This is a genomic window from Microcoleus sp. Pol11C2 (assembly GCF_036701505.1).
In the GTDB taxonomy this organism is placed as follows: domain Bacteria; phylum Cyanobacteriota; class Cyanobacteriia; order Cyanobacteriales; family Microcoleaceae; genus Microcoleus.
The window spans coordinates 1-14,140 of record NZ_JAUBQX010000090.1; the positions used below are offsets into that span (position 1 = coordinate 1).

Sequence of the window (14,140 nt, forward strand, 5' to 3'; positions counted from 1 at the left end):
TTCATCTTTTTATTGTCACAATCAAGTATTGCATATAATTGTATCCTAGTCTTGATAATGATTTAGGATTGCTATAGTTCTGCCGTTTCATCCTGTATTAGGATAGGTGGAAGGGCTTCAATTAGGGGATTGCCCTGGTAGTTAGGAATACCAGGAGCGCAGTAAGTTGCTTGTTCAACCCTGCCTTTCCCTACTAAGAGAGAAGGAATATGCTGATTACTATTCATCGTCACTCCACATCTTTGGACGCAGCTTACGCAATTTGTTAATTAACTGAGATTTAGGTACATGGGAAGAATCTATTTCAATAGTCGTATTAGTTAGTTGATCGGTTTCAACCTCTTGATTGGACTGGCTGGCAGCCTTTTCTGGTTCATTTATTTCTGTTTTTTCGCTTGGTATTATCAAGGGAATAACTTGTCCCTGATTGTTTATAGATTCGTCTCTTCCTAGTTGCCAACCTTGAGTCTCTCGTTCCATCTCTCGCTCTTCTTTGCGATTTTGTCGAATTCCCTTGATACGCGAGTGTTTACTTTGTTTTTCGACAGCATTTAAAGTTTCTGAAGTTTGCTCTGTTGCCTGAGTAATAATTGCTTCTATCTGAGCATTTAAAGTAGCTTTAGATTGTTGTTTACGGCTTTTAGCTGTGTCTTTAGAGTGTTTTCGCAACTCAAAGTAATCCACAGCTTCATACCAGTCCCGACCGCGAAATGTTTTTTCTGCATCTACAAGGTAACAAGGTTCAATCCGTCGCCCATCTTCGAGTCGAAGGTAAATTGTATCTAGCTTGCGAGGATCGCAGGCTATAGTAATTCTCCAACTTCCTCTTTCCCTAGCTCTGATGAACCACTGTTCTTTCAGTGCTAAATCACAGGAGTAAAACATCCCTTCAAAGCGAATACCTCGATATGTAACAGAAGCCTCTGTTGTTCGCAGAAGATTGAGTTTAAGAATCTCAGGTGAAACTTTTCTTAGATGTCCGGCTCGGTTACGAATTCCCCAATTCCACAGATCAATGGGATAGGGTTCAACATAATCTTGAATCATGAACTCGTCCATTCGATACCAGTCCATGCGGTGATCTTTATTATGATCAAGGACGGTGAGACTCATTAGCTTACGGAACTGATGTAAATCTAAAACTGCATCAAGTCGATAGTCTGCATCACCACGTTCATGAGGTTTATAAACTGCGCCAGGAACCCAATGAATTACTTTATCGTTGCTAAGGCGAAAGTTACGCTCGATGATTCCTTTCCAGTCTGCCCTGTATGGTGGTGTATTTGAAACTCTTACATTTAAAGAATTCACCAAGTTGTCAGCGTTGTAGCCTTCCAATTCTCCTCTGTCTGCCAAAATCATCTCAGGCAGATGATGACTAGGCCAATCCTCGTCAGAAATCTCAATTCCATATTCTCGGCAGAAACTAACTTTATCACTAGCTGTGTTCTCTAATGCCTGCATAGCACCTACCCAACTAGGGCCCTCTAGGGTGACGCTAATACCAACAATGAGACGACTAAATACATCAATAACAACATAAATAACTGGTCGCCCAATGATGCGGCTACGGTCTAGCGAACTAACTAAGTAAATGTCACCAATTGTGGCATCAATCTGATAAATTGACCCGGGGCCAAACGCCATCTGAGTTGAATCTCCTAAAACTTCACGATGACGCAGATTGTATCGACGCTTACCCTCCCGTGTAGATAGAGCTTGAGTTAAGTTTTGCTCTTTTTCATACCAGTAACGAAACTGCCCAAATGTTGGAAGTTCCTGAGATGGAGGAAGAAATGGCACTAGAGTCCCATCAGGGAGAAGATCGTAACCTTTATGAAAAAACTTTTCCAGCGTTTTCTGATAGGCATCCTGCAAAGTTCTGCCGTCTGAATTTTCATAGAAAAGCTTAATTCCGCGAATCAACTTCTCTTGGACATTAGTATTGATATTAATGCCAGTTGATAAATTCGTGACTTTTGTAATTCTGCTAGGGCGACCACGCTTTCGTTCACTACTTTTTCGCTCTTTACCCTTGGCGCCACACTTATCGAAAAGGGGAAGAAGTGCATTTTTAGTTTGTCCTCCCTGCCAGTATCGCCTCAAGAACTTGTAGATAGTTTTTTTCGTCCACCCTGTTTGTTTCTCTAAAGCATTCAAGAGCTTTCCTCTTCCGTGCCAGTAGAAAATCTGTCCAGTTTTATCTTCAATTAGGGGCATAATTACTTCCCAAGCTGCATCTCTATGCTGGAGATGTTTCTGGGGGATACTGTCTTCTGATCGTAGTAATGTTGCGTAAGGATCTACCTCTAGTACCTGGGCTTCTCCAGAGGTAATCGCTGCTTCTAGATCCTTGCACTTCTGAAAAATGGGCAAGCTTTGAGGATTAAGAATTTCAATAAGGGCAGCATCAGTGCCAGATGGATCGATCCATAGTAAACGCTCAATCCACGAACCAGTTTCGCTCTGCCACTCTATCAGCATATTGATGAATAAGTTCATCCAACCCCTCCGATTTCTTCAAGAGGTTCTAAAGAGGATAAGAGTACAAGCCTTTCACTAGGTCGAATAGGCTGAACCATATTTACCTGCCAAACTCGGTTAGCCAGCAAGTGCCGAACAACTAATAAGCTTAAACCTGGCGTAAAACCAAGTTGGTCGTCACAAATTGCTGCAATATCTGCTAAAGAATCTTTTGCCTGAAGCACCAATGGAGTCATTACCATTGTTATTCGGGTGATATCACTCTGTGGTAAGTCATTTAGGTCTAGATAGGGATGCAACCACTTAATATTCTCTGCAAGAATTTTAGACACTTCACGTTCAGTAACAATTCCCCAATCAATGTTTCGCCTTTGCCAATAGCATCTTTCAATCTCCAACTTCTCCAGATTACGCTTTGACTGCAAATCCTGTGCATACTTAACTGTTCGTGCTTGTTCGATTGAGCCAACACTCTGTCGAACTGTCACAACAAAGTCAGTAGTCATTACTACTGGTTCTTTAGTACGCGGATCTGCGGGGTAGGCTACCCCACATTGTTCTGCGATCGCCAAAGTTTCCTCTAAGGGCAGTAGCGGAAATTGCTCCCGGATATCCAGCACAGGTAGTGACCAGTCCAGCACATAGAAGTAGCTGGTTTCCAATTCGCTTAAGAGATGATGAACCCTACGTGTCTTCCATCCCTTGATTCTGCTAGCAAGTCCTTGAGAGGGAACATCCTGAATGTGCAGCCAAGGATTGTAATTTGCTCCTTGTCCCATACCACGCCCTTGCTTCAGACGATTCTCAATAGTCGTTTCACTGCTGTTTCGGCTACGTTTAGCCATCTGATTACCTCACCCAGATGGTTCATCAAAGTCAGCTTCCAGAAATATTCCGAAAACCTAGCAAATAAAGTCATACCCAGTAGTGTACAACTTTATTTGCTAGTGTACAACTTTATTTGCTAGTGTACAACTTTATTTTCAGAATACAACAACTAATGACTACTGACTTCCTTTATTCTACCGTCACCGACTTCGCCAAATTTCGTGGCTGATCCACATCCAAACCCCGACGGGCTGCAATGTGATAAGCCAATAATTGCAGCGGAATCACTGTTACAATCGGTGACAACAATTCATCCACCAAAGGCACCGGCAAAATGTGGTCAAAAATATCGGCTTCCGCCACACCTTGCTTCGGCGTAACACCAATTAAACGGGCGTCGCGCGCCTTCGCTTCTTGAGCGTTGGAAAGCACTTTTTCGTAGACGCTTCCTGGCATGGCGATCGCCACTACAGGCACTTTCGCATCCAAAAGGGCGATCGGGCCGTGTTTCATCTCTCCGGCGGGATATCCTTCGGCGTGAATGTAGCTAATTTCCTTCAGTTTCAGCGCACCTTCCAAAGCAATCGGAAAGTTAATTCCCCGCCCCAAAAAGATAAAATCTTGGGTGTCTGTAAACTGGTGGGACAATTCCTCCACGTACTGTTCTTGAATCTCCAAAAACTTCTCAATTTCTGCCGGCAACTGGCGCAAACCTGCAATAATTTCTGCCAATCTCTCCGTACTGATTGTTTGCCGCTGGTGCGCCAAATCCAAAGCTAAGAAATAGAATGCCATCAACTGAGTGACAAAAGTTTTAGTCGCAGCGACGCCGATTTCTATACCAGCGTGGGTGTTGATTACCTGGGGCATCATGTGGGCGATCGAACTTTCAGTCCTGTTAGTAATGCCTAACATTCTCGCCCGGAATTTATCACTAAAACCCGCGCGGCGCTGCTGTTCCATCCCCAAAGCAGCCAGCGTGTCCGCCGTTTCTCCCGACTGAGTTACCCCAATAGTTAAAGTATTTGCTGTCAGCGGTGCCGGTGCGTAGCGGTACTCAGAAGCGTACTGCACCGCAGTGGGAATATTAGCTAATTGTTCCAACAAATATTTGCCAATTAGCGAGGCGTGCCAGCTCGTTCCGCAGGCTAGAATCGAAATTTGTTCGACATCGGCGCAAAGTTCCTTGGGCAAGTTGAGATTGATGGGAGAGCGCGGATTTCCCGACTGCCAATCACTGTCTAAATAAGCCTCCAAACAAGCTCGGACTACGGCTGGCTGTTCATAAATCTCCTTGTGCATGAAGTGTTTGAAGCCTTGTTTTTCGACTAAAACCGGACTCCAACCCAGGATGCGGGGGCTTTTTTTCAGCCTTTCTCCTAAAAAGCTGTAAACTTCGACTCCCATCGGAGTTAGCCTTGCTAATTCGCCATTTTCCAAGGACAAAACAGTGCGGGTGTTAGATACTAAGGCCGGCGTGTCGGAAGCGCAGAAAAATTCGCCTGCACCAAAGCCAATCACCAAAGGAGCTTGCTGTCGGGCGACAATTATTTCCTCGGGAAAATCTGCACAGATAACGGCGATCGCAAAAGCTCCTTCTAATTTATTTACCACCTTTAAAACTGTTTCCAAAAACGATAAATCAGCAATTTTCTCGGTTTTTTTATCTTTTCCTTCTTCGTTCTCCCTTCTTGCTTCTTTCAAAAATTCAGCTATTAAATGAGGAATAACTTCTGTATCGGTATCCGAGACAAATTTATGTCCCTTTGCTTTCAATTCTTTCCGCAACTCGCGATAATTTTCGACAATTCCATTTTGAACTACCGCAATTCGCCCGCTATTATCCATGTGAGGGTGAGCGTTATATTCCTCTGGTTTACCGTGAGTTGCCCAGCGGGTGTGTCCGATGCCGATGGGAGCGAGAGAGTCTATCTCTGCTAACTTTTCCCGGAGGTTGTGCAATTTGCCCTTTGCTCGGATGCAGGTAATTTCTCCTTCGGAGATGGTAGCGAGGCCCGCTGAATCATAGCCCCGGTATTCTAGTTTCTCCAATCCTGCTAGCAAAATCTCGCTTGCTGCTTGCGTGCCGATATAGCCAACGATTCCGCACATTTAACGTACTACTCCTGCTTAGCGATCGCAATAAAACTCAAGTTTTATCATTTTTACCTTCTTCCGGCCCCACAATGCAGATTCCGCGACAAAAAAAGAGGGGGCAATTTAATCGCCCCCTCTTTTGTGCCCCTAATTCGATCGGCGTGTCGATCGATTTTTAGTAAGCTAGACCCATACTGCGAGTGGTTTCGGCTCCCAGGTAAACCCGGATGCTGAGAAAATCGGTAGGGCAAGCAGTTTCGCAACGCTTGCAGCCTACACAGTCTTCGGTGCGGGGAGAAGAGGCAATCTGAGCTGCTTTGCAGCCATCCCAGGGCACCATCTCCAAAACGTCAGTCGGACAAGCGCGGACGCATTGAGTGCAGCCGATGCAAGTATCGTAAATTTTGACTGAATGAGACATTGAATAAAGGCTCCCAACGAGTCACTAAAAATTTGCTTGCTCTGCGAATTAACAGATTTGACGGCGAGATGCCACCGCTATAGCCTGCACAGAGAATTAAAGGTTAGTCTACCGCAGTGCCTGGAAGCACTTCGCGAAAAAGCGACAAAACTTCACAGTTATTCCCGCTGGGACTCTGATAGAACCCATTTGGGATCTTTATCATTCGCCAACCGTTTGAGCATCAGCCTGATGAAATATAAATTGAGTTTCGCAGTGGCATTGGTGAGAGTCGGCTCAAACTTCTTGACCAAACTCTTACAGCTTTACATCCAAGGATTTGACCGTTCAATCACGAGCGCGAAGTGCCACCACGACAAATCCAGTTTTCGCCTCCAGCGCCATTTTTTCGGCTTTCGTTAGTTTCCGTGCCAGTTTAAACCGTATCTGGGTCATAATCTGGGGATAGAGTTTTTACTTTCTCTGCGATGAGCCGATCCGGGTGATACCGCTTGCGGTTGCAGAACGATCGTCTTCAGAATATTGACGAGCCCGAGTGTGAAAGTAATCGCAGTGGTGAATCAACATTTCAATCAAGCCACAGTCATCGAACGCACTGGTTTTTGTGCAAGGGATCTGAGATATTGCACCATTATCAATAACCCTTCTATGGGCGGGCTCTCATGCCCACCCCACAAGAAAATGCACTTGTTGTGGAACAGGCCGGAAAGCCTGTTCTTAAGAATGGTGCAAAATTTGCAATGGATAAAAAACGACAAGGTGACTGGTATCAACGGCTAGATGTTGTTTGATGCCATTGGTGCATTTGTAATGGCAGAAGCCTGGAGACTCGACACTCGCAAATTGCACGTATTTTTCCCCGCTACACGGAGCTAGTAGAGGATTTCTAGCCGTTTGTCAATCAATTTTACGCTGTGAGCTAATGAAGGGAGATCGGGGAGCCAAGAAGAAACCCACGAGACTAGCGAAGAGAATCGGTGTAAAAGTGCTGAATCCTGTCAACTTGGCGAGTAGCAGAGTTGTACTAATTGGAGTTCGAGTAACTGTTGAATTCAGAGCAGCCATTACACAAATCATTGCCAAAGTCTCGTTGGATGCGGGATTAATGATAGCGATTGCCTTTCCTAAACAGGCTCCTATAAAAAACAGTGGGATGATAATCCCCCCCCGCCAGCCTCCATTTACGGTCGTACTAATGGCAAACACTTTAGCAATAATTAAAGTTAAGACAACTCCCAAAGAAAAGTTGCCATCAACAATTTTTTCAATTTGATGTTCGCCAAAGAAACGAGTGAGCGGAAATAAAGCTGATAACACACCAAGTGCTAGGCCGGCTAAAGTAGTTCGCACATAGATTGGACTGGGTATCGAATCAAACAAGCGACCAACAATGCGAAATACAGCGATAAAAAGCCACCCCATGATCGCACCTATGATTCCATAAGCAATCGCGGCGCCAAAGTCATAAAGGCTGTCCACATTGTATTGAGGAAAATGCCAGGTTGGACCAATTCCTAGCTGGGTAATTGCTACAAAGATGGTGTAACTTGCACAACTTGCCACGACCGCAGGCAATATTGCTTCAAAATACTCGACAACATTCTGATGATGCAGGATTTCTAAAGCAAAAAAAGTACCACCCAATGGAGCCCCGAACAAAACTGTAAAACCAGATGCCATGCCAGCAATACTCAAAGTTCGTAGTGCCTCTCCACGCAATTGAAACCGATCGGCCAACCACGTACCAATTGAACCTGTGACTTGCACCATTGGTGCTTCTGGACCCGCACTGCCTCCACTTGCAATACTGATTAGCGACGACAGAATCATCGAAGGATTTTCGTTCATTGGTAATCGCCCACCATTGAGATGAATATTGTCAATAATCAACCCTATTTCGCCCGGATTTCCCAGCCAATGAATGATCAAACCGATGAGCAAACCAGCAAGGGGCATAATAATTAGTAGAGAAACTCCACTAAAATATTCAAATCCCTGCATTATGTAAGACAAAAATATCCAATAAGTTGCAGCGAACAAACCACAAATTATTCCTAGCATTGCCCATAGCAATACCGAACGTGTGAGATTTACTGGGTTTCGTTTCATTCCTTATTCCTTGTCAAGAGCTAGCCAGTTAGGAAGTGTTAAAAAACTATTTTGTGTAATGGTATACAACTTCTGTTTCTGTTATCTGCATATTAACCTACCAACCACCACACTTGCTATTGAGTGTAAATCCGGCTATCGAATGCGCTCTCACAATCGCAGTCAAACCAGGGCTGACAAAGGAACTGAGGCACAGGTTATCAGTGGTGTAGCCCCCTTGTAACGCCGTCCGTTGAAGCCCCCGCCGTTAGACTGCTGCATCTTTTGGTGGTGTCAATAGCTTAAAAAACCAATTTGGGATGTCTGATGAGGAGCTAAGAGCGGAAATAAATGGCATAGTCCAGCACCTTAACCGACAAAGAGTCAGGCGCTATTGTTGCCCCACAAGAAGAAGACTAGACTACCTATCCGCACCAAAGGACAAATTTTGGATGGCATCTTCTATCAACTCAAGAATGTATGAGCGCGATCGAGCTTCCCGCTAGCATTCGGGTATAATTCCGATCTAACGGGATTGGATATTAGAAAAAACCAAAATCCTTACTACAAACCTGGATTGGATATTAGAAAGGACTAAAGTCCTTACTACAAAGCGGCGCAAATCGATCGACTAAAAGCCTAATTTTTGTAACACTGGCTTAGTTGAAACAATATGTCGATCGAGCCCTAGTTTTTTTGGCTCCACACCCAAAGCTAAAGCCACCAATTGCGACAAATGCAACACGGGCAACCCCAACTTGCGCCCGATTACTTTTTCCACCTCCGGCTGCCGCGAATCCAAATTCAAGTGACAAAGCGGACAAGGGGTTATCATACAATCAGCGCCATTGTCAAGAGCATCTTGAATATGTTTGCCTGCCATCTGAAAAGATTGGTTAGTGGCATAACTCGCCAAGGGCCAGCCGCAGCACTGCGTCCGCCCTCGATAGTAAACCGGAGTTGCCCCGATCGCCCGAAATACATTTTCCATCGATTCGGGTTGGTGCGGGTCATCGTAAAGCAGCTTATCCTGAGCTCGCAGCAGGTAGCAGCCGTAAAAAGACGCGCACTTCAAGCCCGAAAGCTTGCGGGTGACTCGCTTCTGCACCTCGTCGAGACCGTAATCGGCAACGATCGCCCACAACAGATGTTTCACCTCGGTACTGCCTTGATAAGGCGAACAGCCTTGTTTTTGGAGTAAACCGTTGACTTTTTCTATGTAGTTGGGATCGGTTTTTTGGCAATCCTTGAGGCGATCGTCCACATGACCGATTACTCCTTGACAAGTGCTGCAATGCGTCAGCAAAGGCAAATTCAATTCCTCGGCCAAAGCAATATTGCGGGCGTTGACAGTATCTTCGAGTAACTGCGAATCTTCCTTGAAAGTGCCAGAACCGCAGCAGGAAGCTTTCTTGAGTTCCACCAGTTCAATCCCCAACGCTTGAGTGAGGGCTTGGGTAGACAGGTAAAGTTCGCGGGCAGCGCCTTGGGCCACGCAACCGGGAAAATAAGCATATTTGAGATTTGGGGATGGCATAATTGTTTTTGCTGGGGAGACAAGGCAAGGGACAAGAAACGAGAGCGGTGGAGGTCGGGATGCTTCCTGCTTCGTTTCCCCTCTCCATATCCTTACAGAAAACTAGCGTGAAAGCCCCCCTCTTTTAAGGCACAGATGAAACGCAGTTTTCAGGTTGGTGGCGGGGCGATCGCGCTAATCTGCTTAAGGCGCTTTTGGAAAATTTGCATCGCTGATGGTTCGTCTAGAGACTGGAATCGATCGCACCGTCAAAGTTATGTATCTGCGATCGCTGCTGGGCAACCAAAAAAGAGTTACTAAGTTTGCCACTTCGCAAAGGCGAAGGGCGAGCGCACTAGCATAAGTAATTGTTAGGCCCTAAAGCATAACACATCGTTACAGCCGACCCATTAGAGTGTTATGATTCAAGAGTAAATAAGCCAAGGTAGCTGAACTAAACCGTTAGCTTGCTGGGTTATAAGTGCGACTGTACTTCAATGCTGTCGGTAGTTGCAAAATCATTTGGTTCATGACATAGCGGTAGTTTATGATACTGCTTTTCATCTCAGCCAAGATGTCAAATCATGCAGTCGGGTCAAGCACAATTCCCCCAAACCGTCACAATTTACAAAGCTCCTCAAAAAGATAAAGGCAAAAGTTACTGGACGAGGGGTTTCAACCCACTGATTTCTCCTACAATTCTCCCTACCTTTAGGGGAGTTGCTTTGGCTGGTCCAAATGACAGAAGTATTGCCGAGGAGTTCAATCAAAACTTCAAGAAGGCGTTCTTGAAGTTTTGATCAATCGGGTCAGCTACGATCAAGATTTCAAAACGCTTGAGTATCGCTATGATAGAATGAGGATTTAGAGCGGATTGAGGTAATCCTTAGTTGCCCATACTGCCTAAACATGAATGATTTGGAGGGAATTCAATAATGTTAAACTCAATAATGTTCGACTGGCAAAAGTTAGCCCAGATCAAAGAGCTTAAAGACTACTTTGAAACTGATTTCCACGGCTTTAGTAAACGGATTGAGCATCATATTCATGAATTGCAGAAAATCGAATCTAAAGAGCTTGACAACCTCGCAATTTTACGAGTTCTTGAAGTTACCAATGGTTGCACTCAATGGGGATTTAGGCGAAAAGATGAGCAATGCTTATCAGTTGAACAGACCCGTGAATGCATGAAAAAAGTGATTGGATTTATTCAAAATAAAAAAATAGATTTTCCAAGTGGAGAGTCGATTCATTTTACTTCATCCATTAAACAATTGATTGAGGAGGGACGTGAACTTTACCAAGATGCATTCAAGAAAAACATTGCCGATAAAGAGAAAGAATACTATGCCTATTCGACGGCTCAGTTCTTAGTATACGGTCGCCCACGTTTGAATGCTGCACTTCAATTAGTAAAACAGGAGTTTGAATCTCTGTTTACAACGTACTATATCGAAAAAGGTCGCAATTATATTGCCCCATATATTGAGGCGCTTCTTCCTGAAAATCCATGAAATGAGGGGAATCATCCACAATTGATGAACAAAGTGCAATCTCTGCTCTTGTAAGTTGAGTTGATGTTAAGCTGTCTAACAATTCGCTTGGAGCCGACTGGCGAAAGTCACTGGTGTAGATGCAATGGTTTTGACAGCCCCTCAATCACACCGTTAGGCGGAACAGAGCGGGCCTGTTAAATTTGTAGTTTTTCAGCCGAGATTAAGCAAGCAAAGATGGTTGGCTCCTTTGTTGAGTCCATAGAAGCTATTGGCGATCGCGAAACATAGGTAATCGTTAAGCATCTTGTAATGCAACATTTAGAAGACAATCCATCCTTTTATGTCCGTGTTCAAGCACGTGTTTTAGGAGGCCTGCGCGGTGGTTAAATTACCGTTATCTTGCTTCCTGGGCATGGGTTAGTGCTAAAATAACCCAGACAGACTTATCTCGTTCCTGAAAGATTGAGAATACCCAATAGTGAGTTTGATGTGTTGTTCAAACATCCTGGTGCAGAAATGGTTCGAGTCTTGCGTCACGATGAATCATGTCTAGAAATGGATAAAAGCAATGAGTAAAGTCCAACTGAATCTTGTTGTCATTCGCTCAGGTAACATTGAACAAGCTACTGTCTTCTATCAAAGGCTGGGTCTGTATTTCATCAAACATCAGCATGGCAATGGTTTAGAGCATTTTGCTAGTGAGGTAGGCTGTGTCACCTTTGAGATTTATCCGTGTACTGCTGGAACAGTACCAACGACGGCAACTCGGCTGGGATTTCAAGTGTCTTCTGTAGATGCTGTTGTCTGTGAAGTGAAAAAGCATGGTGCTTCAATTGTTTCACCTCCTGGGGATTCAGCTTGGGGACGACGTGCAGTTGTGGCAGACCCAGATGGACATCGAGTAGAGTTGACACAGCTCTAATAATCTCGATTTGCTCAAAATTAGCCATCGATGTAACGGCTACCTTGACTAGATAATGGTCGCTGCCTATCACACGGTAGCAAGCTTCGACCTCTGGAGACTCTTAGAGGAGCGATCGAATCTTATCGCATCGATGCCCAAAAGACTTGATGGTAATGAATGTGGCGATCAGTAATCCCAGTTTTTCTGGGCAGTCCTGGACGCAAAAATTGCTTTCCAACACTATTTGTAGCGGTTAAGGTGGGGTGTACACCGTCAAATAGAGTTTATGCGTCCAGGACTATTCATAAAAGCGATCACACGCCCGCAACAGTCCTTAACTTGACACCCATGCCTAATGCCCACGGCCCACTCCCTACACAAAGGGTCAGTTAGAAAAGCGGCAACCCTTTTCCCTGAAGATACCCCTTTCGGATAAGATTAGATACGCAGCAACCAATGAGGACACGATGTTATGAGCCAAGACGACATTTTCACTAGAGTCCAGAAAATTGTGAAAGAGCAACTGGAAGTCGAGCTGAGCGAAGTCAAGCCCGAAGCCAACTTTGCTAACGATTTAGGAGCAGATTCCTTAGATACAGTAGAGCTGGTAATGGCCTTGGAAGAAGAGTTTGATATTGAAATTCCCGACGAAGCAGCCGAAGGAATTACTACCGTTCAAGCTTGTGTAGATTACATCAGCAGCCAACTTGCAGCTCCAAAAGCATAAAATACCTGCCTTTTTCCCTAAGAGGAGAGAAGTTAGAAAACTGGAAACTCCTCTTTTGTTCTGCGTTCTGGGTGTTTAATTTTTTGAAACTGAAATCATGACAAATTTAGAGCGTAAGCGCGTTGTTATCACGGGTCTCGGCGCGATTACACCGATCGGCAATACCTTGTCCGAATATTGGGACGGGTTGCTTGCCGGGAAGAATGGTATAGGCCCGATCACCTTATTCGACCCGTCGCGGCACGACTGCCGCTTTGCCGCAGAGGTGAAGGGTTTCGACCCACACGACTATTTAGAGCGCAAGGAAGCAAAGCGCATGGATCGCTTTGCTCAATTTGGGGTGTCAGCGAGCAAACAAGCTGTTGCTGATGCGAAGTTTGAGATTAACGACCTGAACGCAGAACAGGTGGGTGTCATTCTTGGCACTGGCATTGGTGGCCTGAAGGTTTTGGAAGAGCAGCAAGAGATTTATCTGACTCGCGGCCCCGATCGATGCAGCCCGTTTATGATTCCCATGATGATTGCGAATATGGCCGCAGGTCTGACGGCGATTCAAACGGGTGCTAAGGGACCAAACTCTTGCACGGTGACGGCCTGCGCTGCCGGGTCAAATGCGGTGGGTGATGCGTTTCGCCTAGTTCAGGGGGGTTACGCGCAAGCCATGATTTGCGGCGGTACCGAAGCTGCGGTGACACCTTTGTGCGTGGCGGGTTTTGCTGCGGCGAGGGCGCTTTCGACTCGCAACGATGACCCGACTCATGCTTGCCGTCCGTTCGATCGCGATCGTGATGGTTTTGTCGTCGGCGAAGGTGCTGGCATTCTGATTCTAGAAGAAATGGAACACGCTCTGGCGCGTGGCGCGAAGATTTACGCAGAAATCGTCGGCTACGGTTTAACTTGCGATGCGTATCACATGACTTCTCCGGTACCGGGGGGGGAAGGTGCGTCGCGGGCGATGGCTTTAGCGCTCAAGGATGGGGGTTTGACGCCGGATCAAGTGAGCTATATCAACGCTCACGGTACGAGTACGCTTCCCAACGATTCTACTGAAACAAAAGCGATTAAGCGGACTTTGGGAGACCACGCTTACAAAGTAGCAATTAGTTCTACCAAGTCAATGACCGGTCATCTTTTGGGCGGTTCTGGGGGAATTGAAGCGGTGGCGACGGTAATGTCGATCGCCAATGACAAAATCCCGCCGACAATTAATCTGGAAAATCCCGATCCTGAGTGCGATTTGGACTATGTTCCTCATACAAGCCGCGATCTAAAAGTTGATGTGGCGCTGTCGAATTCTTTTGGATTTGGCGGCCACAACGTGACACTGGCATTCAAGAAGTTTGTTCAGTAACGGCTAATCCAAAATCGAGAGTTAAAGGGTGAAAAATTAATTTTTCACCCTTTAATTTTTAGAGCAATTTTAGATTGAGTGATCGCTTGACTCAAAATGCTTACTTGTCATGAGTCATATCGTTTTCGGTTGCATCGGAATAATAAAATCCAGTCAACAGTTAACACTCAACCATTCAGTTTTTCGACCCGCCCGTCAACAGTCAACAGTCAACAATAATTCCGGTGC

Annotated in this window: 13 protein-coding genes; 7 read left to right on the forward strand and 6 right to left on the reverse strand. The window is 45.3% G+C overall.

Going from position 1 to position 14,140, the window contains the following annotated elements:
* Positions 1–219: 219 nt before the first annotated feature.
* The 4 genes from QUA42_RS26765 to psaC form a co-directional block, all read right to left on the reverse strand.
* Entirely contained in the window at positions 220–2,502 is a 2,283-nt protein-coding gene (locus QUA42_RS26765) for a Mu transposase C-terminal domain-containing protein (RefSeq protein ID WP_333141605.1), read from the reverse strand.
* On the reverse strand, positions 2,499–3,329 hold the full coding sequence (locus QUA42_RS26770; RefSeq protein ID WP_333141607.1) for a TnsA endonuclease N-terminal domain-containing protein: 831 nt from the start codon (positions 3,327–3,329) through the stop codon (positions 2,499–2,501). The genes QUA42_RS26765 and QUA42_RS26770 overlap by 4 nt, the downstream gene beginning before the upstream one ends.
* 172 nt (positions 3,330–3,501) lie before the next feature.
* A complete protein-coding gene (gene glmS, locus QUA42_RS26775; RefSeq protein WP_333141609.1) occupies positions 3,502–5,424 on the reverse strand; it encodes a glutamine--fructose-6-phosphate transaminase (isomerizing) in 1,923 nt (640 codons plus the stop codon).
* Positions 5,425–5,584: 160 nt separating this feature from the next.
* Positions 5,585–5,830 (reverse strand): photosystem I iron-sulfur center protein PsaC, encoded by a 246-nt coding sequence (gene psaC, locus QUA42_RS26780; RefSeq protein ID WP_015175986.1) that lies wholly within the window; start codon positions 5,828–5,830, stop codon positions 5,585–5,587.
* Between the two features lie 662 nt (positions 5,831–6,492).
* Here psaC and QUA42_RS26785 point away from each other — a divergent pair.
* The gene (locus QUA42_RS26785) at positions 6,493–6,621 is read left to right on the forward strand and encodes a hypothetical protein (protein ID WP_333141611.1); all 129 of its coding nucleotides are present in this window, start codon (positions 6,493–6,495) and stop codon (positions 6,619–6,621) included.
* A 106-nt stretch (positions 6,622–6,727) separates the two neighbouring features.
* Here QUA42_RS26785 and QUA42_RS26790 read toward each other — a convergent pair whose 3' ends face one another.
* The gene (locus QUA42_RS26790) at positions 6,728–7,939 is read right to left on the reverse strand and encodes a chloride channel protein (protein ID WP_333141613.1); all 1,212 of its coding nucleotides are present in this window, start codon (positions 7,937–7,939) and stop codon (positions 6,728–6,730) included.
* Positions 7,940–8,549: 610 nt separating this feature from the next.
* The gene (locus tag QUA42_RS26795; RefSeq protein ID WP_333141614.1) at positions 8,550–9,455 is read right to left on the reverse strand and encodes a CoB--CoM heterodisulfide reductase iron-sulfur subunit B family protein; all 906 of its coding nucleotides are present in this window, start codon (positions 9,453–9,455) and stop codon (positions 8,550–8,552) included.
* Positions 9,456–9,590: 135 nt separating this feature from the next.
* Here QUA42_RS26795 and QUA42_RS26800 point away from each other — a divergent pair, with 135 nt between their 5' ends.
* The 6 genes from QUA42_RS26800 (at position 9,591) to fabF (ending at position 13,912) form a co-directional block, all read left to right on the forward strand.
* Positions 9,591–9,755 carry a hypothetical protein gene (locus tag QUA42_RS26800; RefSeq protein WP_333141616.1) on the forward strand — a complete coding sequence of 55 codons (165 nt, stop codon included), beginning with the start codon at positions 9,591–9,593 and terminating at the stop codon, positions 9,753–9,755.
* Positions 9,756–10,018: 263 nt separating this feature from the next.
* Positions 10,019–10,234, forward strand: a complete 216-nt coding sequence (locus QUA42_RS26805) for a hypothetical protein (protein ID WP_333141618.1) — start codon at positions 10,019–10,021, stop codon at positions 10,232–10,234.
* Positions 10,235–10,369: 135 nt separating this feature from the next.
* Positions 10,370–10,948, forward strand: coding sequence for a hypothetical protein (locus tag QUA42_RS26810; protein ID WP_333141620.1), 579 nt, complete (start codon positions 10,370–10,372; stop codon positions 10,946–10,948).
* 550 nt (positions 10,949–11,498) lie between these two features.
* Entirely contained in the window at positions 11,499–11,852 is a 354-nt protein-coding gene (locus QUA42_RS26815) for a VOC family protein (RefSeq protein ID WP_333141622.1), read from the forward strand.
* Positions 11,853–12,306: 454 nt separating this feature from the next.
* Positions 12,307–12,561, forward strand: a complete 255-nt coding sequence (acpP, locus tag QUA42_RS26820) for an acyl carrier protein (RefSeq protein ID WP_333054563.1) — start codon at positions 12,307–12,309, stop codon at positions 12,559–12,561.
* Positions 12,562–12,658: 97 nt separating this feature from the next.
* Positions 12,659–13,912 (forward strand): beta-ketoacyl-ACP synthase II, encoded by a 1,254-nt coding sequence (gene fabF, locus QUA42_RS26825; protein ID WP_333141624.1) that lies wholly within the window; start codon positions 12,659–12,661, stop codon positions 13,910–13,912.
* Positions 13,913–14,140 lie beyond the last annotated feature (228 nt).